We start from the raw sequence: 22,334 nt of genomic DNA on the forward strand, positions 1-22,334 counted from the left end.
CTCTTGTTTAATACAAGTGTTACGGCTGCAGTTAATGTTGTTTTACCGTGGTCAACGTGACCTATTGTACCAATGTTTACGTGTGGTTTATTTCTTTCAAATTTAGCTTTACTCATTGCTTCCCTCCTGGAAATTTTTAGTTATTTTTATTATATCACAAACGTTAACAAATTACATTTTTGGGGGGGGGGAAATTGTAGATATGAAAACCTCACCGATATTTTTCGGTGAGGCGTAAATTTAAAATATTTCATCAAGTTTGTTTCCAAGTTTCCATTTATCAAAGATTATCCTCAATGTATTACAATACTTTAGCTGAGACTTATAGGTTTCTAATTTAGTATAGTTTTTTTGTTTTTCCATTGATGATATAATGTTATATTTATCGTTGTTATCATAAGTTTGTTTAAATAATTCTTTGTTTTTCTTCACATATTTTTCAAAATTCTTCTTTTCTTCTTCATCATTATAAATTAATACAACTTCTTGTAAATCATTAAATGCAAATCTTTGATCGGAATTTTGGGAATCATAAAAGAAACTTAATAATCTACCCTCTTCTGTATCTCTCATATAATATTTATACATGCAATTTGGGTAGCCATTTCCTAAATCGCTTAAATTATTATCCCATATAGGAGTTGGTACCATTAAATTCCCACTATCTAGTGAAACAAATTCATACTCTCCAAGTTTACTAGCATTATAATAAATTTCTAAAGTATAAAAATAGGTAGATGTATTCATCATTGCATATGAGTAGAATGCATCATTTTGTTCGTCATAATAATTATTGTCTGAATTCTGATTAATCATTTTCATTCTATATTCAGGTTCAAATTTAATATAATACTCAGATTCAACTTTACACCAATCTCTCTTATTAATTAAACGCTCCAGTAGTATCTGTTTTTTATCTTTTAACAATCCGAATCTTTTTTTCCACAATAATTCAATCTCGTCAATCGAAGAATTTCCATTGTTTGCAGTATTTCTGTCATTTTTTCTGGAATAAATACAGCCTGGCCTCATATCTCCATAATGGCGGTTTAAATAGATTGGTGTTTCTTTAATATTTTCAATAACTAGTATATCTATGATTTTACCCTTATAATCCAATCTTTCTAAATGAAATTGTGGTCTAGTTGGCGTCGCAAAAGAAAGTTTTGAAAAAGCATCTGTAATGTCGGCCATTTTACGCGATTCGTCTGGGTTAATTCCTACTATGTTAAATTTATCATCCACTCCAAAGATTATATATGTCTTTTCGTCATGCGATGTGTTTGAAAGACATATTATATCTTTTATCAAATCCTTGATATTTGAATGCCACTTACCCTTTACGTCAAAATATTCATTTTCTCTGCCATAACGTAGACAATTTTCTAATATTTCAATTAATTCCTTTCTTTTATTCAAAACAAATTCCCTTTCACTATTATTTAATTAAATTTTCTAAATTCTAACTCTTTACATTTTAATTAACTTTTATATCTTTTTTATCCATTCATTTACAGCATTGTCGAATTCGTTTCTTCTTTCATTCGAATTAAAGAAAGGTAGCCCCAGTACAACATAGTCATTACTCATTGTAATAACATTCTGTTCTATCTTGTGATTTTCTTCAATCTCTAACAAAAATTTTTCTTTCCATGCATCCTTCAACAATAAATGAGAGCCCTTAGGTTCTATATATGCCTGGTAGTTCGATTCATTATCAATATTTTCCTTCTGAACAAATAGCAAGAAATCTGGTTCAAACCTTTCACCATCAGAAAATGAATATATTGCTAACTCAGGAATTCTTTCATTTCTAATTAAGAAAAATTTTAAACCTTTTTCTTCCAATAACGGTTTTATTTCTCTGTTAAAATGTTTAATAAATAACTTTTCTTCACTAGTTCCATAATTGTCATTATAAACATACCAGTCCATGCTAAATAGCTCTAATTGATAATTTGAGTTTTTATTGTTGTTTTGTGACTCTCCTATGCCACCGCTAACATCTACACTTGATACATAAATAGTTTTATTTTTTATTACATCTGATAATCTTATTGCTGAAAACTCTCGGGAACCTTCATATTCTAGTTTTAAGCTGAATATATGAGAGGATATTTTATCGAATGCGTTTACCAATCCAACATAGATATCTTTTCCTTTTACTTCATCTACACTATAATGAATTTCTAGTATATTATTGCCTAGATATTTATCACCTGTTAAAAATTCTCTGGTAGATTTTAATGAAGGATATTTTTCCTTCAGTACAGAAAATCTAAGTTCTCGATAATTTTCTGAGGCTCCGCTTAGAATATTATAGCTTATCTCCTTAAATTTTAATGATTTAGTCTTCATTTTATATTCTGAATCTTTATTTAAATTTGATTCATCAAATAACGAATTTATCTTACCTCTAGAGTCACTAACTGTATAGTGATAAACCGTATTTTTTTTGCTTTCTTCAATTTCCTTAATATTTAATCTATCCTTCTTAACCCTTTTGTTAGAAAATACAATGCCTTTTTTATATATTAAAGATTCCTTAAATGAATCTTTAAGTTCATATGTTAACTTTATCGGATGCTCATCTTCCATCCCTGTATCAATAAGAGCTCGTTTTAATTCAGATATATACTTTGAGTCATCCTTAGAATGGAAATACATTGTTTCTAATATACGGTTTTCGTTTCCTAAATCATGATCATATTTTCGTTTAAATTTTTCCTGATATTCATGTATTTTAAACGGACAGTACCTTGCTCCACGTCCAATAAGCTGTGCTTCTCTAATTGTGTAATTAGATATTTTTTTACCGCTTTGTCTTGTGTCGTATAGCCTTACAATATCAAAAAGGTTAAGCACATCCCATCCTTCATTCAGCATATCTACTGCAAATATAAATCTAATCGGGTTATCTTTATCTTCTAATGAATTAACCTGTAATTGTTGCTCTTTTGTATTATCTGAAGATCCGTTCATAATAATCGCATTTTCTTTTGAAAAGCTATCCTTTAATGAATTTATTATTAGCATCATAGAGGGATCTTTCCTTTTGAAGTAGTTTATAGCATTTGCTAATTCGTTGATTCCTGATTTGTTAAGCTTATTTATATCATCTTCAGATAGTTCCTTTACTTTATCAAAAAATTCATTATAGAAACTTTCTGACTCTTTTATTTTTTGAGATTTAAACAGAACAACTGGCTTTATGTTAATACCAGCATCGGCAAATAAATACTTTCTATACTCACTCATAATAATGGCCATTAACGCCCTATCCCATAACGATGAATTTGAAGCAAAATTTTGAAAATCTTTTGTATATCCTGATTTTCGAAATTCTATTAATGGATAATTAAATATTAATTTATCCATATACTTTTCTTTAACATTCTTGTCCTTCAAATCGGCAGTTGCTGTAAATTCGAGCATAATATGATCTTTATTCATCGAAAATGCTTTCATTACTGAGTATTCCCAGGATTTTTTATTTTCTTTTTCTTCCTTATTCAGCTTCTTTGTCATTGTATTTACATGATGTGATTCGTCAGAGATAAATACTATCTTTTCATTTTCAAAGTCATTATAAGTTATTGAATTTTCCTTTGGAGAAAATAAGTCCATGTGTAGTTTCTGAGTAGTAGAAAAACATATGTTAATGTCGTTGTAGTTTTTTGATGCTCCTATAAAATTTTCGACTTTATTTATCTTGATCTTTTCTCCTAAATAATCTATTTCATCACTAAAAAGGTATTTGTTGGATAAGTTATTAAGAAAATTTTCTTTAGTTTTTTCAAGAATATTTGTTTGATTTACAAAGAAAAGAAAGTTTCTGTATCCTTTTGTATAAAGATAGAGAATAAGCCCTGCCATTATAACCGTTTTTCCAGATCCAGTTGCCATATGGAAAAGTGTGTGTATTTGCTTATTCTTAGATAGGCTCTCTTTTTCCATATAAGTTATAAAATATTTAAAAGCTTCCTTCTGATAATCTCTTAGCACTATATTTTTCGATAGACCATTCTCAATAATTTCTGGCATTTCTTCTAACGAATTAAATCTACTTAAACTTTGCATATCCTCATATAAGAACTTTCCCATTAATCCACCTCATAAAAAGACCTAGTAAATTTCTTATCATATTCGGAAATATTAAATTCTTCATTATCAATATCGGAATAATTTACATATAATTTGTTTTTATCAATAATTCTGATAAGTGCTCTTTTCTTTTCTTCTAAATTCAATTTATTAAATTCATCATCTACTTTCTTCAATTCTTCTTCTGTAATATATGGAACAATTCTCTCGTCTTTATATACTTGACCTTTTATTTTTGATATCGTACTTTCAGTAGCCGATTGTATCATTTTAATTAAAGAATTTCCATTTTCTAAAAGTTCACAATAGACAAATGAACCTCCACCTTGCCAATTAACTTTTTTTGATATACCGCCTTGCTCTCCTTCAATAACTTTTTTCATCCTTTCAACCGTCACATTTTCAATATAGTCCATTTGTTCAACACCTATATATCGTCTTCCCATTTTATGGGCAACCGCAGCTGTTGTACCTGACCCTAGATGAAAGTCAAGTATTAGATCATTTTTTTCGGTAGAGATATAAACTAATTTTTCTAATAATTCCTCTGGTTTCGGATTGCTAAATACTCCCTTTTTTTCAAATATAGAGTTTAATGTTTTTGTTCCCTTTAAATTAAGACAATCATCAATCCAATTTCTTAGTCTCCTATATTTGTTTTGGTCTTCTTTTTTATCATAGTAATGTTTTATATAAATTTTCCCGTTTCGGTACTCCAAGTCCTTATAATCTTTAAGAAATTTGTCTTTACTCCACATCCAGGTACCATCATCGTTTTTATGCTTTTTCGGTAAGATTTCTATGCTATCATGCTTATTTTCTAATGAAAAAGTTCCATCTTGTTTGTTCATATAAATAGGATAGTATAAATTAGGTCTAGCTTTTCTTGTTCCGTTAGGACCATTGTCTTGTAATAATACTGTATAGTATTTGCCTCTTGTATCTTTATATGGATATTCTTTACTACCTACTATAAATTTATTAAATTTTGAAATACTTTTGTTTTTAAAATAAACTAAAATATAATCTTCTAGTTTTTCAATTTCCGCATCTGACTTAGTGGTAGCGGAACTTCTTGTTTTCCTGACTATTGTGCTGACATAATTGTCCCTTCCAAATAAATCATCCATTATAACTTTTAGGTATGCTTGTTCATTGTCATCACATTGCACGAATATAACGCCTTTTTCGTCTAATATTTTAAGTGCTAATTCAAGTCTATTTTTCATAAAAGTTAACCAGGTTGAATGATTGAATGAATCATTGTAATTAAAACTATCATTCTTTGTATTGTATGGTGGATCAATATAAATACACTTGATATCTCCCTCATATCGTTTAAGTAAACATGATAGTACTATTAAATTATTGCCCTTTATAATGAGGTTATCTTCATCATTTAATGTAATATTTTCTTGAACCCCATCTTTCGAATATCTTCTGGCATTTGTCAGTATCTTGGGGTCAAGCATTCTACTAATCTCATCCCCTGCTAACGTTTCATTATAAAATATCTCTTTTCTTTTTTGATCGTCCTTTGTTTGACCACCCTCAAGCACGCAGTCCTTGTAAGGAAAATCTAAAACAACATCTCTTTTATTAGATATAAAGTCCCCATCACTTGTAAGACCTATTTTATTAGTGTAGGAAGTATAGGAGTCTGGAAGAAACTCCTTTGAGTCTATGACCCAAGCAAATTTTTGTTTATCAAATACTAAAGTACCATCTATGTTTACGAAAAATTTTTCTTTTATTTTTCCATCAGATAAAAGAAGAGACAATAATTCCTTGTTCATTGTCATTATATCCGAATAAACTGTGGCTTTAAGTAATTCTCCTTCTTCAGACACATATCTCTTGTTTGTCCTTAGTAAATTAGATATTTTATCAAAGATATTTTCTTTCATTTAAATCACCTTTTTATAAATTTATTTTGGTTTTTCTTTAAAAAATTGTATTTTAGCTAATATTTTCATTATAGCATGAAAATCGATTTTGCTGAATGATAACCCTGATTTACTTTCCAATTTTTCTTGACTAATGACAACCAATATAATTTGAAAATAGCAGAGTAATTATGGGAGTAGCTTATGCGAGCTACTTTTTTTGTGTTTTGTGGACTTTGTTTGGGTATATATGTATTGAAAGTTATTGCGAATATCTGATTTAACAAAAGGAGGATTTTATGGCGAAGAATTTTGAAAAAGCCTGTGTAATTGGCGGTGGCGTGATTGGTTCATCGTTTACTTTGCTTTTTGCTATGGGCAAGATGGATGTTAAAAGTTACAACAGAAGTTTGGAAAGTGAAGCAAAGACTAAGAAGATTATCGAAAAATACGTGGACGAATTAATTGAGAAGAAGGTCGTTGCGGAGGATAAGGAAACGATTTTATCAAGAATCAGCTACACTACGAACGAACAAGAAGCGATTGAATTTGCAGATATTGTGGAAGAGTGTATTCCAGAAAATTACGACGTGAAGAAGGAATTCGTGAAGGTTTTTGAAAAATACGCAAAGCCTGACGCTGTTTTGTGTTCAGCAACATCGGGACTTTTAGTGACGAAAATCGCAGAAGATGCTGAGCATCCCGAAAGAATTTTCGGAGCGCATCCTTACAACCCACCTCATTTAATTCCACTGATTGAGATTTCACAAGGAGAAAAATCAGACCCAGAAACTGCGAACGATCTTCGTGAATTATTCACTAGATTGGGGAAGAAACCTATTATCATCAGAAATGAAGTTCCAGGTTTTATAGCAAACAGGCTTCAAGCTGTGGTTATGCGTGAAATGATGGATTTGGTGGACAAAGGTGTGGTTAGCATGGAAGATTGTGAAACTGCGTTGACATTTGGCCCTGCGATTAGATGGGCAATCATGGGACCTGGACAAATATTTGAACTAGGTGGCGGTGAACACGGACTTGAAGGTTTGCTAAATCATATCGGCCCTTCGATGGAAACTTGGCTAGAAGATGCTGCTACATGGACGAAATTCACAGACGACATCAAGAAGAAAACAGTCGACGGAGTTCACGAAGCAATCAAAAACAGACCCGCTGAGATTGGCAACACTCACGAGTCGCTCGCAAAATATCGTGACGGTATGCTTGTCGAAATACTAAGACTTCACAAAGATTTTAAAATTTAATGATATAAAAGCGAAATCTCCCGAGTGTTTCGGGAGATTTTTGGTTGGTTATTAAATTTCTATTTTGTATATTTGATTGAAGCTTTTTCCATCGAAAATCTTATCCATAAAAGCTTCCATAATTGTATCGTATTCGACTTCTTCTCCAAGGTATCCCAGAATCACACCTTCACAGACACTTACGATAGCATCTTTTCCATTGTAAATAAATTCAAAACCCGCTCTGAATTTTGCCCAATCGTCGACTGTAAATTGAGAGTTGCCGCTTGATATATCATTCACATCTTCTACGAGATATTCTGTAAAATACTCGTCATTCGAAATGATAAGATTGGTGCGATTTGGATGTAGCTTTGACATCATACAAAGATTATACGCCATTTCAATTCTTGCAACTTTGCTAGATTCAATTCTAATCGAATCGTCATTAGACAGATTGTTTATAGTATTTTCCCAAACAATAGCCTGTTCTCCAAAAATATTGAAATATTTATATCCATTTTGTAATAAGTTTTTTGCTAATTTGTCGATTATTGATTTGTCTGTAAAATGATGAACTATTAAAAAGCAATTGTCTCCTTTAGTCGGTGAAATATCCATATCATAACTGTCAAAAACGTGAATATTTCCTTGAATTATTTCGTTATTATAGTACATAATTTACTCCTAAATTTCGTGAAGAAATATTTTAACATTCATCCTCATCCATCTTCCCCTTAATTTTTTGGCAGATAATTCTCCATAAATCATTTTGCCCGCATCCATGAGTCTCGCAATAACAATATTGTTTTGTCGCGGAATATATCCAAGCTTTATTTTATTAACTGTTTCGACTCGAATCGCAAAATGGTCTGATGAATCTTCCAATTCGCGATAAAAAATCATTTTGTCTCCCATTTTCAAGGAAGCTTCTACCTCCTCAACTTTTTCTATTTTTGTTGTATGTGCCAAAGTACATTCACATAAGTAGATATCACCTTGAGATTTTGGGATATTTTCTATTCTGTTGTTTCGAATTAATATGTTTTTAAGAGATTCATCATCTTTTTTTGTCAAATCAGCCATGTTTTTCTCCACGTATGCTAAATTAATTGTTGCTAAAATATCGTAATGTTACAAAATACTTTTGATACATTGTCAATAAGTCGTTTTTGGGTATCATTTTAGGTATCATTTTGGAGTATCATTTTGTGCGTGCACATGTGCAACACGTTGCCCCCACTACCCCCAGTATTTCTGATCCACTGTTCTATATCTGATGGCTTCCATTAGATGCTTGGCTTCGATGTTTTCTTTTCCGTCCAAATCTGCAATTGTGCGTGATATTTTGAGGATTTTATCGAATGATCGTGCGGAGAATTTGTATTTGTCTAATGCCAACTGTATGATGAAGTTTAGCTCATCGTTTAATTTGCGGTATTTTCTAATTTGTCGGGTGTTCATTTGTGCGTTGGTTGTGATGTTTTCTTTTTCGAAGCGTTGGTTTTGGATTTCTCGTGCAGCTTGTACACGTTTTTTGATTTGTTCTGATGTTACAAGTGAATTTGATAAATCTTTTGTGTATTCGGAAATTCTTGTTTCATTTGACCTCAATGTTGCCTTAATAGATTTTTCAATATATGGTTTTATTTTTTCATGATTTATTAAATAAAAGATAGCTTAGCATTAGAAGATAAATCAATATTTTTGAAATTAGGTCTTATTCTAATATCTGATGCTTTAATTTTTCTAACATCATGTAATACAAAAGCTGAATCATTTAAAAATAGTTGGTTGTCATTAAAATATTTATTAAATTGTTTTAAATCTATTTTTGTTGTTATAGATTCTTACTAACATCTTCTATGTGGAGTCTAATTTTAATATTTGTATCAAGATTAATTTTTGAACCTTTCAATATAGAAGACCCAAAGCATAAAAATTATCATCGTTTAAATCTGGTAAATATTTTTCAATGTTAAACATATAAGTGTCTACATCAAATTTTTCTAGTAAATTTCCTTTTTGATTGTCAATATTATTATTATTTGTATCCATTAACACCTAATTTTCATTTTTTATTTTTAAAATCTGTCTAAATAATTAAGAATTCATTTTTTATCACTTTGAATCCATATCTAACTACATTATACCAGTAAATCAACCAAGTTTAGTTGATTTTTCAAAGATGTACTTATAATTAATAAAATAACAAAAAGATTCTAGCTATATTTGCTAGAATCTTAACTTGGTTTCTAATAAAAAGTCATATATTTAACTGATTATTTAACACTATTTTCACTTTTCTGGATCTGATAGACAATCTATCATTTTATCAAATCTTTCATTACCAATTCTTACTTTTTTCACTACATTAACACTACTAACACTACCAGCATTAGGGCTTGAGAATTCTAAGAAGAAGTTATCATAAAGATACTCAAATAATTCATCTGTTTTGTCGTTATCATCATCAAAGTTAAAATAATTTCTTATAGCAGCTTTAATACATTCTTCCCATTCTGTGAAACTTCTAAATATAAATCTAGGTTTTTGAATATCATGCATTGAATCAACTTCATTTAAATACTTTCCGATTCTGTAAAGTATAATATAAGCACCAAATAAAGAAAATTTATTAATTTTATATCCAGCCCCTTTTTTATTTTTAGACCTTAGAGGATACAACTCTATATTTACCAAATTATTAGTTTTTTCAGAAATTTTCTCATCAAGGTCAAAGTAGAAATCTTCGTTTTTCTCTAAAATTTCTTTATAGTATGTTTTACAGTAATAACCTCTTTCAGCACCTTTTCTTTCGTTTATCAACTCTTTTGTTAATAAAGAATCTGGTCCTATAATATTATGTCTTAAATTTTCTACTATTTTTCCTTCTTCGGATTCAAAAATAATATCGTTAATATCTTTCGGACCCTTTCCAGGCTCTTTTTCAGGAATTTTATAGTAATCATACAAACTATTTTCGCTAATTTTTAAACTATCCTCAACACCATTTGTACCAGCATTGAAAAGACAATGATATATTAATCCATTTTTATAATCACCATTTACATGTGTTGGTAAGCCATAGTGTTGATTAGCAGAATCACCAACGTATAGAATTTTTTTCCCTTTTTTTTCTTCAGCTAATTTATTCAGCTCCTTAACCCATGAAAAAACACCATCAGCATTTCCTTTATGATATTCAAGAAATTGCTTGATAATTTTATCTAATTCAGGATATGTCTCTTCATCACCAATCTTTTCTAAGCCATAAGGATTTAATTTGTCTAAATGAGATTTATCTAATTCAATTAACTTTTCTTTGACATCTTCATTCAATTCAACTGTAGATTCAACTTCCATCATATTTTTTCTCCTTATTTTTTTGTAAGTTCAATTGTTATTTTCATTATAGCTTTATTATATAATATTACGAAATATATTTTAATGTTTTACTAGCTTAAATACTATTAAAATATTGTTGATCCTATTTTTATAAAAGAGAAGAGGGAAGAATTAACGATTAAATCAAATGTGTAAACATAAATTAAGATCCTAACGATTTAAAAGCTAGGGTCTTTTTTATATTTATATGCTTATCTTAATAGCCAACTATCCAATAGGTCATAGTTTTTGGATATCATTTTTGTCTTTTTGGGTATCATTTTTAGGTATCATCTTGTGCATGTGCAACACGTTGCCCCACTACCCCCAGTATTTCTGATCCACTGTTCTATATCTGATTGCTTCCATCAAATGTTTCGCTTCGATGTTTTCTTTTCCATCCAAATCAGCGATTGTGCGTGATATTTTGAGGATTTTGTCGAATGATCTGGCGGAGAATTTGTATTTGTCGAATGCCAACTGTATGATGGAGTTTAACTCATCGTTTAATTTGCAGTATTTTCTAATTTGTCGGGTGTTCATTTGTGAATTGGTCGTGATTTTTTCGTTTTTGAAGCGTTGTTTTTGGATTTCTCGTGCAGCTTCGACTCGTTTTTTGATTTGTTCTGATGTGTCGCACTTTTCATCTGTTGTGAGTTCGTCCAATTTTACTGGCGAAACTTCGACATGAATGTCGATTCTATCGAGTATTGGTCGGCTGACTTTGTTCAGATAGTTTGCGATTTGATTTTGTGAACAAGTGCATTCGTGGTTAGGATCACCGAAGTATCCACACGGACATGGATTCATTCCTGCTACAAATAGGAAATTTGCAGGATAGGACAATGATGCGTTGACTCTTGTTATGGTTATGTTTTTCGTTTCTAGTGGTTGGCGCAACACTTCTATTGTCGATTTGGAAAATTCTGGAAGTTCGTCAAGGAACAATGCGCCATTGTGAGCAAGGCTGATTTCCCCAGGTTTTGGAACTCTGCCTCCACCTATTAGGCTGACTTGGCTTGCAGTGTGGTGAGGCGAGCGAAATGGTCTTGTGGTTACGATGTTTTTCTCTCCAAGAAGTCCTGCGACGGAGTAAATTTTCGTGGTTTCCATTATTTCATCGAAGCTCATGTCGGGCAAAATCGTGCTGAGTCTCATTGCTGACATTGTTTTGCCGCTTCCTGGTGGCCCAATCATCAACAAATTGTGAAATCCCGCCGCAGATATTTCCATGGCTCTTTTGAGGAATTTCTGTCCTTTTATATCCGAAAAATCGACGTCGTATTGTATTTCTTGTTGCATGATGTCAATGTCATCTAAGATTTTCAATTCTTGTTCGCCATTCAAAATCCTGATGATTTCATCCAAGCTTTCCACTGAAACTTTTTCTATGCCTTTGACCATGCTGCATTCTTGTGCGTTTTGTTTCGGTATGTAAACTCTTTCGTATCCCAAATCTTTCAGTGACAAAACCATGCACAACGATCCGTTGACTGGGTTCAATCGTCCGTCCAATGATAGTTCGCCTATGAACGCCCATTTTTCTGAAAAATCTTCCACCACTCCCATTGATTGCAAAATCGCCATCGCAATCGCAAGGTCTAATTGCGATCCTTCTTTTCTCAAATTTGCCGGTGCCAAATTAATCGTGATACGTTTCACTGGAAATCTGATTCCAGTGTTTTCAATCGCAGAGCGCACTCTTTCCTTGGATTCTTTTATAGAAGTGTCGGGAAGACCAACAATGTTAAACGATCTTAGACCATTCGCAAGGTCGCACTCGCATTCCACGACATATCCGTTCAACCCCTCCAAACAACACGTGTTAACTTTCGAATACATAATTTCTCCTTGTTATCTAATTATTAATGTGATTTCTATCGAAAAATGGACAACGCAGTCCTATGCATTGGTTGTTGTGATTGGACCATTTGCACACAATATCACTGGATTCCATCTCAACTCCCAAGTTTTCATTGGCAAATTGTATTGCATCTAATATTGATATGTAGGAATCTCTCTTGCAACAACGAGGCCCGCCGACTTCTCCTATAGATTCCAACGCTTTGGAAGTCATTTTGTTCGCCATTCCCCAAGTATTCTTTGCAAGTGGAGATGAGCCCGTGACAATTGACATAAAAATCCCTGCGCTAATTCCAGCACCACAAGCTCCCCAAAAACCACAAGTCCCACCAGGAACTTGTTTGCCACGAGTTCTCATTTCCTTCAAACTTTTGTTCAAATTAATATCTCCGCCAGCATTTTTGAACGCTGTCAAAAGCGCCGCGCCGACCATAATGTGATGTTCTGGGCCGTGCATATGACAAAAAGATTCGTCCATCATTTGATCCATAATTTCGATTGGATTTTTCGATGTAGAATTCTTACAAATCCCCCAAATCACATCCATTCCATCTGTGTGACAATCGTTACACACGAAGTGACCATCGACACATCTCGTATTGCTGAGTTCTTTTTTGTGACAGATTGCACACTCCATTTCCACCGATTCGTCCAAATATTCTAACGGTTTCCCGCACAACAGGCATTCATCATTCATATTTACAACCCCTTATAATTTATTATCTATATTATATCACTATAATATGTTTAAATAAAAAAACGGTGCAGACAAATCTACACCGATACAATATTTTTATTCTTGAGATTTTTTCACGATTTCTTTTACAACATCGTCCTTTTCGAAAGCTTCCGAAACTCTCTTGATATTTGGATATTCTTTCCAAGATTTTGGAGTCATTTCACTCCAACGAGTAAGAATATAAACGTAAGCATCTAATACTGTTTTCTTATTTTTGTAAACGTGATCGCCATCACCAATCAAACGGTCCAAATGAGTCATCATTTTGTCGATAGTTTCAAATGATTTTTGTTTGATTTTATCAATCTCTGCTTCGTCAGTTGATGTTGTCAAGCCAGCCGGTACGAACAACGCTTCAAATGCTGGATGGAAATCTCCAGTCATAAAAGCCATGATTTCATCGAATTGGAACTTATCTTCGGCGCTTTCGTCAGCTCCCAAATCTTTTTCAGGGTATTTGTTCAAAATGTAGCGAAGAATTGCAGCTAATTCGCTTCTGACTATGCCTTCTCCAATATCCAATGCTGGAACTGCTCCCAACGGATTGATTTTTCTGTATTCATCTGTTCCAAGTTGTACCTTTTCTACCTCGTAATCTGCGCCTGCCCATTCCAAAGCAATCCAACAAGCAACAGCGCATGTGCCTGGTGCGTAATATAATTTCATAACATTCCTCCTTTTGTTTCGCTGTAAATTGTATACCCTTTATTCTTTTTTAATAATCAAATTGATTAGGCGAATCAAATGGCGAATTTGAAAATTTGTATGACAAATTTCTCGGATAATTTTTTGAAAATTCAAATTAATGTGCTATAATAATCACAGAGTGTTTAACACGAAGGGGTACACCACCGCGGGTGTAGGTTTCCTTCGTGTTATTTTTTTTAGGGGGGTGAAATATGATTACTGTAAATTCTGTCAAATATCCATTCGAAGAAAATTCTTCTTTGAGAAAAGTTCTTGAAGATTTGAACTTCAATGTGGAGTTGACAGTTTGCGAAGTGAACAAAAACCTCGTCAAAAAAATCGACTACGATAATTTTATCGTCACTGATAACGACGAAATAGAGGTGTTTTCATTTGTTGGAGGAGGTTAAAATGCAAGAGATTTTTAAAAGACAAATCCCCGAACACACAGATATTTTCAGAAAATCCAAAATTCTGATCCTTGGCTGTGGTGGTTTGGGAACCAATTCATGCTTTTTGCTTGCAAAATCAGGCATCGGCACCATCAAAATTGTGGACTACGACACAGTTGAATATTCCAATTTGAACAGACAAATCTACAGGCCAACTGATGTCGGCAAGTACAAGGTCGACGCATTCAAGGAAATTTGCGGTGAGTTTTTGCCATTTGCAAATATTTCTGTTGAAAACATCAAAGTTACTGAAAGTAACATCGACGAATTGACTGACGGCTACGATATCGTAATCGAAGCGTTCGACGACGAATACGCAAAGTCATTGGTATTGGAGCATTTTATCGGAACTGACAAAAAACTAATATCGGTGTCTGGAATTGGCGGCGTGAAAAAATTAGATATGAAAATTAAAAAAATGAACAACATTGTAGTTTGTGGCGATTTTGAAACGAAGACCGACATCGGTTTGTACTATCCAAACGTGATGATGGCGGCAAGCACACAAGCTATAATCGCACTTAATTGGTTATTGGAGGAAAATAATGGAAGATAAATTGATTTTGGGTGGCAAATCTTTCGATTCGCGATTTATTCTTGGATCTGGAAAGTACGATCCCAACCTTATCAAAGCTTGCGTGGAATCTGCAGGCTGCGAGATGATTACTGTGGCACTTAGACGTGCAAATACAGACGATACGAAAAATATTTTGAACTTTATCCCAGAAAATGTGACGATAATTCCGAACACTTCAGGAGCGAGAAATGCAGACGAAGCGATTAGAATTGCAAGGCTTGCTCGTGAAATGGGCTGCGGCAATTTCGTGAAAATAGAAATCATGCGTGACAGCAAGTACTTACTTCCAGACAACGTAGAAACGTTAAAAGCTACGAAAGTTTTGGCTGACGAAGGATTCGTCGTTATGCCTTATATGTATCCAGATTTGAATTTCGCGAGGGATTTGAAAGAAGCTGGTGCAAGTTGCATCATGCCATTGGGCTCTCCGATTGGATCCAACAAGGGACTTGCAACCAAAGATTTCATCCAAATCATCATCAACGAAATTGATTTGCCAGTGATTGTGGATGCAGGAATCGGCAAACCATCACAAGCGTGTGAAGCTATGGAAATGGGCGCAAGTGCAATCATGGCGAACACTGCCATCGCTACAAGCGGCGACATCAACAAAATGGCTGAAGCTTTCGCACTAGCAATCAAAGCGGGAAGACTAGCTCACATCGCAAAACCGGGCAGAGTTTTGGAAACGGGCGCTGACCCTTCATCTCCACTCAGAGATTTCTTTAAGTAGGCGACAAATGGAAGAATTCAAATATTTTAATAATATGCAAGACATTCATTCGGACATTTACGATAAATTATCCGAAAAATTATCTGAGGTAAAATCTGTAAATGTAACGGCTGATGATGTTAGAAGAACTTTGGGAAAAATCAAAAACAACGAAGCCTTGGATTATTTCGATTATTACAACATGCTAAGCGATTGTGCCATTGATTTTATAGAAGAATTGGGAGAAATCTCACAAAAACTAAGACTACAATATTTCGGAAACAACGTGTACTTGTTCAGCCCACTTTACATCGCAAATTATTGCGAAAACAGCTGCAAATACTGCGGATTTAGAGCGAAATCAGATATCGTCCGTGCGAAACTTACCATGGATGAAATAGAATCTGAAATGAAACAAATGAGACGCGAAAAAATCGAAGACGTTTTGATTCTAACAGGTGAATCGCAAAAATACTCCTCGGTGGATTATATATGTGATGCCGTAAAATTGGCGAAGAAATATTTCCGTGTAGTTGGCGTTGAAGTGTACCCTACAAATGTTGAAGATTACAAGAAACTTCACGAAGCAGGTTGTGATTTCGTCACAGCTTTCCAAGAAACATACAACCCTACAAATTACAAATTCTACCACCCAACAGGACATAAATCTTGCTTTCCTTATCGATTGGACACGCAAGAACGTGCAATCATGGGAGGAATTCGTGGCGTAGGGTTTGGGGCGTTGTTCGGACTTTCCGATGGAATTGATGACTGTTTTTGTTTGGGAATGCACGCAAATTTATTGCAAAAAAAATACCCACACGCAGAAATCAGCATATCATTTCCTCGAATCAGGCCAACGAAAAACGAAGAAGATTTGAACATAAAAGAAGTTCCTGAAACAAAATTGATGCAATTTATAATCGCAACCAGAATCTTCTTGCCATTCGCGCAAATCACAATCTCAACTCGAGAATCCAACGAGTTCCGTAACTTGTCACTATTAATGGGAGCTACCAAAATCTCCGCAAGCGTCGACACAGGAATCGGAAGACGCAATGATGAAAAAGATAAAGGCGACGAACAATTCTTGATCAACGACACAAGAACAGTCGACCAAGTAGAACGCGACTTGGCGAAGTACAACTTATATCCTGTGTATAGCGACTATATTGATGTGTAGAATTTTATATCTTATCATAAGCCCACATTGATGGGCTTTTTTTATATTAATATCTTTTCTTTATTTCCATTCTAATTCTCCTTGCAATAAAAAAAGAAGTAGATTTTTTCTCTACTTCTCCAATTTATATTTTATTTTTCCTTGTATTTTTCTATTACTTTTTCAACTTGTTCTTCAAGCTCTTTTCTGTTTGGGATATACAAGGTGTATTTTGATGCGAATATTTTATTTGATAAGTTTCCTAATGCGTATTCTGCTTGCACCCCGTCCTTATCTGTACACAATATTATTCCTATCGGTTCATTGTCCATCTCATCATTAACTTCTGATTTATAATAATTGAGATACATATTGATTTGACCTACTGCTTCCGGCATTAGCTTGCTTGTTTTTAGTTCGATTAAGACATAAGACCTCAATATTTTATTGTAAAATACCATGTCCACATAATAATGAGTGTTGCCTAGGGTTACCCTTTGCTGACTGCCTACATACATAAAACCCTTGCCAAGTTCTAGCAAAAACTTTTCAATATGATCTATAAGTGCTTTTTCCAAATCACTTTCCATCATTGGTTTTTCTTCTGGCAATCCTAAAAATTCAAAAACATAAGGGTCTTTTACGAGGTCAGATGCCTTATTTATTTCATTGCCCTTTAAGGCTAGGTCTAGGACTTTTTCTTTGTTCTCTTCTCCTGATGATAAGAGCAATCTTTCAAAAAGCGATGTTTTAATTTGTCTTTTAAGTTCTCTTACCGACCAATTTGCGTTGATACTTTCTTTTTCATAAAAACTTCTTTTTTTCTCATCGCTAATGGATAAAAGCTCACAATAATGGGACCAGGTCAATTTAACAGACACTGTCTGTTGAATTTCATATTCATGAAAAAATCTCCTCATAAATTGCAAGTTTGATACTGAAAATCCTCGCCCAAACTCTTTAGTTAATCTCTTAGATAAATCTTTAAGTAGCTCTCTCCCATACTCTGCTCTTTCTGAATGACCTTGCTCATCTTCTACAATGATACGTCCAATCTCCCAGTAAGTTTGTACCAAAATATTATTGACTTCACGAAAAACTTCATTTCTTGCCTTCTCCATCAATATTTTTATGCTATTAAAAACATCATCATGAACTCTATCTATATTGTTTTCGTTATTCATACAAAGCACCTCTTTGCCCTCTTAATCGCTATAATTATATCATAAATATTGTTAAATGATTTTTTATATCAACTTCTAAGATTGCGTCTCTTGTTATTAGCCTATAAGTTCTTTCTTTTCTCCTTTTATCATCTAATGATGTTGTTGGCAAACCATAATCTCAACCAGATAATCCAACGAATTTCGTAACTTGTCACCTTAATGGGAGCTACCAAAATCTCTGCAAGTGTAGACACAGGAATTGGAAGACGTAATGATGAAAAAGATAAAGTCGACGAACAATTCTTAATCAACGACACACGAATAGTCGACCAAGTAGAACGTTATTTGACGAAGTACAACTTGTATCCTGTGTATGGCGACTACATTGATGTGTAGAATTTAAAACCAGCGTTTTATAAAATAACGCTGGTTTTTTTGATTTATTTATTAAGTTGTTCTTCAACCTGTTTTGATACTGATTTTTCTCCACCTATTATAGTTATCATTGATTCATTTTTTGTCAGATATTCTTTAATTTCTGATGATAGTTCGTCTTTTGCACTTAATACTAATACCGCATTTTCTTTATCTGCGTATGGAGCTGACACTAAACTATCTGCAAAGTTTTCTCCACTTGCTATTATAAATTTATCTGATTTGTTCATCAATTTTGCAATTTTAAAACTTGTTTCGTAGCGATTATCTCCCGCAATTCTTTCAACTTTTGATTTAGTAATAGTTTTTATATCATTAAAAGTTTTATTTGAGATTGATTTTTCTCCTCCAGCTACGTTTATTTTTTCCAATTTTAATTTACTTAATAGTTTTATAACTTCAGAATCAATCGTATCTTTTGCTACAAGTAATATTGGTGTATTATCTCGGTTAGATAAATTGGTTATTGCCAATGCATCTGCAAAGTTTTCTCCACTTGCTATTTGCAATTTATTAGAGTTTGACTTATGGATAACTTTTTCTGCAATTTTCAAGCTTGTTTTATATCTGTCTTTACCAGCTATTCTAGTTACAGAATATTTATTATTCTTTAACTTGTCTAATACTTCTACTTTAATAGAATTTTCTCCGCCTATTATAATAACATTCTTAGCCTTTAACCTTTTAATTTCATTTAATGTATCTTTTGAAATTTCATCTTTGGATGTGTATAATATAGCTGCTCTTTCATTTTTGGCTAAAGGAGATGCTGAAATTGTATCAGAAAAAGTTTCTCTATTAGCTATAATAACTGTATCTGTACCATTAGGATAAGTTTCTTTTGATACTTCAATAGCTGTTAGTTCTCTGTTTTCTCCAGATATTCTGTTGATATTTTTAGTCGTTTTTGAACTATTACTTTGGCCGACATTTGGATTTTCTAAATTTTTAGAGTTTTCTTTTAATTTCCATTTTCTTAATTTTATATTGTTTTTATTATCGGCTTTAACAAAATCAAGAGCTTTTCTATAGTTTTTGGATGATAAATTCTCGTTTAATTTTTTGAAATAATCTGAATCATTCAAATCGTCGATAGCCACTGAACTTTCAACTATAGAGTTCTTCACTACAACTCCAAATCCATTTTTTGTTTTTTTAGATTTTCCTGTTATTTTTACTAAGGAATTCTTGCTGTAAAAATTATCGAAATTTTTTCCTGTTCCTGTAGACCTTCCTGCTAGTTCCCCAACATCAGTTGTAGGAGAAGTTGAATTTAGGTTTACACTAGAGTAATTGTTAAAAATAACGCCTGATTGGTATCCGCACAACCCACCTATAGATACTTTATTTAATAAACTATCTGCTGTTATATTGCCTTTTGAATAACTGTTAAATAGCGCTCCAAATGCATTAATTCCAACAAGTCCCCCAGCATAAATATCTTTCGATTCTCCTTTTGCATCAATTTGAATTTCTGCAGATGAGTTTATTATACTAGACTTCAATGATTGCCCTGCAATTGCTCCTATATATTGTTGCGTTCTCATAGATTTTGAATGTATTTTTCCGTTAACATTTACATTATCAATAAAAGCGCCATTTTGTATTCCACCTGCAACAGCTCCTACAAATACTCTATCTTCAGATAAAATTGTATTATATATTTCAAAATCTTTAATGTTTAAATTATAAACCTTTCCTCCATCTATTACTGCAAAAAGAGCCGCAAATCTGTATTGGCGAGGTGTTTTTTCTGAACCAATCTTCATATTTGAAATAGTATGATTGTTCCCGTTAAAATCCCCTTTAAATGGGTGTTTACCTTGAGATCCTACTACTATCCATTCTTTTGTAAGTTTAATATCTCTATTTAATTTTACGTATTTATCAGCATAGTTTTCCTCTTCATTAACTGACCTAGCAAAATCTAGAAATTGATTTTCATTATCTATTATAAATGGATCATCTTTAGTTCCTTTACCTTTTTCAAATATATTATAATTTAGCTTTGAATAGTCTGTTATATCATTTATCTTTGATTTTTCTACCGCTTTTAATAAAGCCTCTTTTAATTTATTGTTTTTGATATCAGATATTTTTTCTTTTTTATTAATTATTTTATCAATTTCTTCTTTTGTAACTCTTCCTTCAAGAGTCTTAATGTCTATGATATCACCTTTTTTATCGAATTTAACTTTTACAACTAATGATTTATCTTTACTTCTTCCGTAAAAATCACCTTCATTTATTCCTTCTTTGGAATTCATTTGAAGTTGTTTTATAAGGTTTTCTGTATTTATATCATAAACTACCGATGTCTTTTTGTCAGAAAAAACAGGAAAACCTGATGAGTTTGTCCATTCGAAAATATTTTCAGCTAGATTTTCATCTTTTTTCCAGTGATCATTTGAACGGCTTCCTTTTTTTAAATTGATTCTAGATTTCTTAAGATTGGAATTTAGTACATTAGCCAGACTACTCGATATTTCTGACTTTGTCATTCCCTTTAAATCCATACTAATACAACCTTCATATGCCATTCCTTCGTCGCTAACACCACTACCTTTAACCATCCATCCAATAGGAACAGAAGGTTTTATAATGTTTTTATTCTTAGTAGCATTATCAGTAATTAGGACAGAATCCTTATCATAATAGCTTTGGAAAGTTGATCCAATTCCAGTTACCCATCCTGTTATCGCTCCGATAAAACCAGTGTAACAATCGCTAATAATATCATTTGTAGAATAGCAGTTTGAAATAGTTCCTGCATTTACTCCACAAATTCCACCTAAAGCAGTACTTCCTTCTTTTGTAACTCTATTTGCATTTGCTGATATATTACCTTTAGAATAGCAATTGAAAATAAGACCTCTGTTAGAAAGAGCCATGATTCCTCCACCTTCAGCAAGCCCTCCATCAGATTCTACTCTTATATCAATATCGCTTTTTGAATTTACTATTTTTTGTCTAATTCCATTTGAAACAACTCCCCCTACAAAAATATTTGATTTTGCATGAGTAGTTTTCCCAATTAATTTACCAGTAACTTCTATGTTATTAATAGTTGAACCATTAGCATATCCTGCTAATGCACCAACATAAAGCGCACTGTCTGATATTAAATTAAAATCAACATCTATTTTTAAATTTTCTATGTAGCTATTAGCTCCTAGCACTCCAAATAGCCCATAAAAAGCAATTTTTTTATCTTTTTCTGATGGATCTTTGTGTAAATTATCTTTGCTTCCAATTTTTAATCCACTTATTTTATGATTTTTACCATCAAAATGACCATTAAAAGCGTATTCTCCCAATCCTACAGGAACCCAATCATTATTTAATTCAATGTCACTAGAAAGCTCAACATACTTATCTTTGTAATCTTGTGTTTTTGATAAACTATGGGCAAATTTTATAAGCTGATCTACATCATTAATTTTATAAGGATCTTCTTTTGTTCCTTTTTGTCCTTTAAATAATTCATCTACAGTTATTGTTTTTTCATTAACCTTTTCTGTATGATTGTCTTCATGTGTAGATGGATTTTCATTGCCATCCTGCGGCTTTTCATCCTTGTTAGTAGAGTTTGAAACAGCATCTGGTTTGTTATTAGTTGTTTTCTCATTCAAATTCTGCTCAAACTTGCTCTTACTAAAGTCATTTTCGTTATTTGCTAAACTTTCAAAAGGAATCATACTTGTCGTCATAACTCCCGCAAGAAATAGCGCCATTATTTTTTTCTTATCTAATTGCATAATATCTCCCTTCGAGTAAAAATAATAATCGTTATCATAGATAACGATTATTATTTTACATTTAAATTATTTTCTTGTCAATAACAATTAATGCGAAAAATCGATTGTTTCTTTATATCATAAGTTAATTGACAATTTACAACTTATTCAATACACTTTAAT

General features: G+C 32.6%; 20 protein-coding genes. 6 read left to right on the forward strand and 14 right to left on the reverse strand.

Features of this window, described 5'->3' with window-relative positions; translation table 11 throughout:
• From GKG00_RS08230 to GKG00_RS08245, 4 genes are all read right to left on the reverse strand, one after another.
• A partial coding sequence (locus GKG00_RS08230) for a GTP-binding protein (protein ID WP_154255009.1) occupies positions 1-116 on the reverse strand: 116 nt, incomplete at its 3' end.
• 124 nt (positions 117-240) lie between these two features.
• Positions 241-1,419 (reverse strand): ATP-binding protein, encoded by a 1,179-nt coding sequence (locus tag GKG00_RS08235; RefSeq protein ID WP_154255010.1) that lies wholly within the window; start codon positions 1,417-1,419, stop codon positions 241-243.
• Positions 1,420-1,488: 69 nt separating this feature from the next.
• Complete coding sequence (locus GKG00_RS08240) at positions 1,489-4,104, reverse strand: DEAD/DEAH box helicase family protein (protein ID WP_154255011.1); 2,616 nt, start codon at positions 4,102-4,104, stop codon at positions 1,489-1,491.
• Positions 4,104-6,011: a site-specific DNA-methyltransferase gene (locus GKG00_RS08245; RefSeq protein WP_154255012.1), complete on the reverse strand. Its 1,908-nt coding sequence runs from the start codon at positions 6,009-6,011 to the stop codon at positions 4,104-4,106. The genes GKG00_RS08240 and GKG00_RS08245 overlap by 1 nt, the downstream gene beginning before the upstream one ends.
• 278 nt (positions 6,012-6,289) lie before the next feature.
• On the opposite strand from GKG00_RS08245, the gene GKG00_RS08250 reads away from it, so the two are divergent.
• Positions 6,290-7,255, forward strand: a complete 966-nt coding sequence (locus tag GKG00_RS08250; RefSeq protein ID WP_154255013.1) for a 3-hydroxyacyl-CoA dehydrogenase family protein — start codon at positions 6,290-6,292, stop codon at positions 7,253-7,255.
• A gap of 51 nt (positions 7,256-7,306) precedes the next feature.
• Here the strand turns inward: GKG00_RS08250 and GKG00_RS08255 are convergent, their stop codons facing one another.
• The 8 genes from GKG00_RS08255 to GKG00_RS08290 form a co-directional block, all read right to left on the reverse strand.
• A complete protein-coding gene (locus tag GKG00_RS08255; protein WP_154255014.1) occupies positions 7,307-7,912 on the reverse strand; it encodes a hypothetical protein in 606 nt (201 codons plus the stop codon).
• A gap of 9 nt (positions 7,913-7,921) precedes the next feature.
• Entirely contained in the window at positions 7,922-8,320 is a 399-nt protein-coding gene (locus GKG00_RS08260; protein WP_154255015.1) for an HIRAN domain-containing protein, read from the reverse strand.
• Between the two features lie 156 nt (positions 8,321-8,476).
• The gene (locus tag GKG00_RS08265; RefSeq protein ID WP_241673675.1) at positions 8,477-8,848 is read right to left on the reverse strand and encodes a hypothetical protein; all 372 of its coding nucleotides are present in this window, start codon (positions 8,846-8,848) and stop codon (positions 8,477-8,479) included.
• A 300-nt stretch (positions 8,849-9,148) separates the two neighbouring features.
• Complete coding sequence (locus tag GKG00_RS08270; RefSeq protein WP_154255016.1) at positions 9,149-9,292, reverse strand: hypothetical protein; 144 nt, start codon at positions 9,290-9,292, stop codon at positions 9,149-9,151.
• Positions 9,293-9,532: 240 nt separating this feature from the next.
• On the reverse strand, positions 9,533-10,603 hold the full coding sequence (locus GKG00_RS08275; protein WP_154255017.1) for a hypothetical protein: 1,071 nt from the start codon (positions 10,601-10,603) through the stop codon (positions 9,533-9,535).
• Positions 10,604-10,942: 339 nt separating this feature from the next.
• Entirely contained in the window at positions 10,943-12,463 is a 1,521-nt protein-coding gene (locus tag GKG00_RS08280) for a YifB family Mg chelatase-like AAA ATPase (protein WP_154255018.1), read from the reverse strand.
• A gap of 16 nt (positions 12,464-12,479) precedes the next feature.
• Positions 12,480-13,181 (reverse strand): DUF5714 domain-containing protein, encoded by a 702-nt coding sequence (locus GKG00_RS08285; RefSeq protein WP_154255019.1) that lies wholly within the window; start codon positions 13,179-13,181, stop codon positions 12,480-12,482.
• A 96-nt stretch (positions 13,182-13,277) separates the two neighbouring features.
• Positions 13,278-13,889 (reverse strand): glutathione S-transferase family protein, encoded by a 612-nt coding sequence (locus GKG00_RS08290; protein WP_154255020.1) that lies wholly within the window; start codon positions 13,887-13,889, stop codon positions 13,278-13,280.
• Between the two features lie 233 nt (positions 13,890-14,122).
• Between GKG00_RS08290 and thiS the strand changes: the two genes are divergently transcribed.
• Genes thiS through thiH form a run of 4 tightly spaced genes read left to right on the forward strand, consistent with a single transcriptional unit; the run spans position 14,123 to position 16,834 of the window.
• Positions 14,123-14,320: a sulfur carrier protein ThiS gene (gene thiS, locus GKG00_RS08295; RefSeq protein WP_002835868.1), complete on the forward strand. Its 198-nt coding sequence runs from the start codon at positions 14,123-14,125 to the stop codon at positions 14,318-14,320.
• A 1-nt stretch (position 14,321) separates the two neighbouring features.
• Positions 14,322-14,918, forward strand: a complete 597-nt coding sequence (gene thiF, locus GKG00_RS08300) for a sulfur carrier protein ThiS adenylyltransferase ThiF (protein ID WP_154255021.1) — start codon at positions 14,322-14,324, stop codon at positions 14,916-14,918.
• Positions 14,908-15,672, forward strand: a complete 765-nt coding sequence (locus tag GKG00_RS08305; RefSeq protein ID WP_002835870.1) for a thiazole synthase — start codon at positions 14,908-14,910, stop codon at positions 15,670-15,672. The genes thiF and GKG00_RS08305 overlap by 11 nt, the downstream gene beginning before the upstream one ends.
• A gap of 7 nt (positions 15,673-15,679) precedes the next feature.
• On the forward strand, positions 15,680-16,834 hold the full coding sequence (gene thiH / locus GKG00_RS08310; RefSeq protein ID WP_154255022.1) for a 2-iminoacetate synthase ThiH: 1,155 nt from the start codon (positions 15,680-15,682) through the stop codon (positions 16,832-16,834).
• A gap of 131 nt (positions 16,835-16,965) precedes the next feature.
• Here the strand turns inward: thiH and GKG00_RS08315 are convergent, their stop codons facing one another.
• Positions 16,966-17,997 carry a PDDEXK nuclease domain-containing protein gene (locus GKG00_RS08315; protein ID WP_154255023.1) on the reverse strand — a complete coding sequence of 344 codons (1,032 nt, stop codon included), beginning with the start codon at positions 17,995-17,997 and terminating at the stop codon, positions 16,966-16,968.
• A gap of 201 nt (positions 17,998-18,198) precedes the next feature.
• Between GKG00_RS08315 and GKG00_RS08320 the strand changes: the two genes are divergently transcribed.
• The gene (locus tag GKG00_RS08320; RefSeq protein ID WP_227930590.1) at positions 18,199-18,375 is read left to right on the forward strand and encodes a hypothetical protein; all 177 of its coding nucleotides are present in this window, start codon (positions 18,199-18,201) and stop codon (positions 18,373-18,375) included.
• Positions 18,376-18,419: 44 nt separating this feature from the next.
• Here GKG00_RS08320 and GKG00_RS08325 read toward each other — a convergent pair whose 3' ends face one another.
• Positions 18,420-22,172 carry a cell wall-binding repeat-containing protein gene (locus GKG00_RS08325; protein ID WP_154255024.1) on the reverse strand — a complete coding sequence of 1,251 codons (3,753 nt, stop codon included), beginning with the start codon at positions 22,170-22,172 and terminating at the stop codon, positions 18,420-18,422.
• Between the last annotated feature and the right edge of the window lie 162 nt (positions 22,173-22,334).

Source organism: Finegoldia sp. BIOML-A1 (genome assembly GCF_009678325.1).
In the GTDB taxonomy this organism is placed as follows: Bacteria; Bacillota; Clostridia; order Tissierellales; family Peptoniphilaceae; genus Finegoldia; species Finegoldia magna.

Bases quoted from the DNA above. Each gene is read 5' to 3' on its own strand.
- GKG00_RS08285 (WP_154255019.1), bottom strand. From the start codon at position 13,181: ATGAATGATGAATGCCTGTTGTGCGGGAAACCGTTAGAATATTTGGAC.
- thiS (WP_002835868.1), top strand. From the start codon at position 14,123: ATGATTACTGTAAATTCTGTCAAATATCCATTCGAAGAAAATTCTTCT.
- thiH (WP_154255022.1), top strand. From the start codon at position 15,680: ATGGAAGAATTCAAATATTTTAATAATATGCAAGACATTCATTCGGAC.
- GKG00_RS08270 (WP_154255016.1), bottom strand. From the start codon at position 9,292: ATGGATACAAATAATAATAATATTGACAATCAAAAAGGAAATTTACTA.
- GKG00_RS08325 (WP_154255024.1), bottom strand. From the start codon at position 22,172: ATGCAATTAGATAAGAAAAAAATAATGGCGCTATTTCTTGCGGGAGTT.
- GKG00_RS08280 (WP_154255018.1), bottom strand. From the start codon at position 12,463: ATGTATTCGAAAGTTAACACGTGTTGTTTGGAGGGGTTGAACGGATAT.
- GKG00_RS08305 (WP_002835870.1), top strand. From the start codon at position 14,908: ATGGAAGATAAATTGATTTTGGGTGGCAAATCTTTCGATTCGCGATTT.
- GKG00_RS08290 (WP_154255020.1), bottom strand. From the start codon at position 13,889: ATGAAATTATATTACGCACCAGGCACATGCGCTGTTGCTTGTTGGATT.
- GKG00_RS08320 (WP_227930590.1), top strand. From the start codon at position 18,199: ATGGGAGCTACCAAAATCTCTGCAAGTGTAGACACAGGAATTGGAAGA.
- GKG00_RS08315 (WP_154255023.1), bottom strand. From the start codon at position 17,997: ATGAATAACGAAAACAATATAGATAGAGTTCATGATGATGTTTTTAAT.
- GKG00_RS08275 (WP_154255017.1), bottom strand. From the start codon at position 10,603: ATGATGGAAGTTGAATCTACAGTTGAATTGAATGAAGATGTCAAAGAA.
- GKG00_RS08250 (WP_154255013.1), top strand. From the start codon at position 6,290: ATGGCGAAGAATTTTGAAAAAGCCTGTGTAATTGGCGGTGGCGTGATT.
- GKG00_RS08255 (WP_154255014.1), bottom strand. From the start codon at position 7,912: ATGTACTATAATAACGAAATAATTCAAGGAAATATTCACGTTTTTGAC.
- GKG00_RS08245 (WP_154255012.1), bottom strand. From the start codon at position 6,011: ATGAAAGAAAATATCTTTGATAAAATATCTAATTTACTAAGGACAAAC.
- GKG00_RS08260 (WP_154255015.1), bottom strand. From the start codon at position 8,320: ATGGCTGATTTGACAAAAAAAGATGATGAATCTCTTAAAAACATATTA.
- thiF (WP_154255021.1), top strand. From the start codon at position 14,322: ATGCAAGAGATTTTTAAAAGACAAATCCCCGAACACACAGATATTTTC.
- GKG00_RS08240 (WP_154255011.1), bottom strand. From the start codon at position 4,104: ATGGGAAAGTTCTTATATGAGGATATGCAAAGTTTAAGTAGATTTAAT.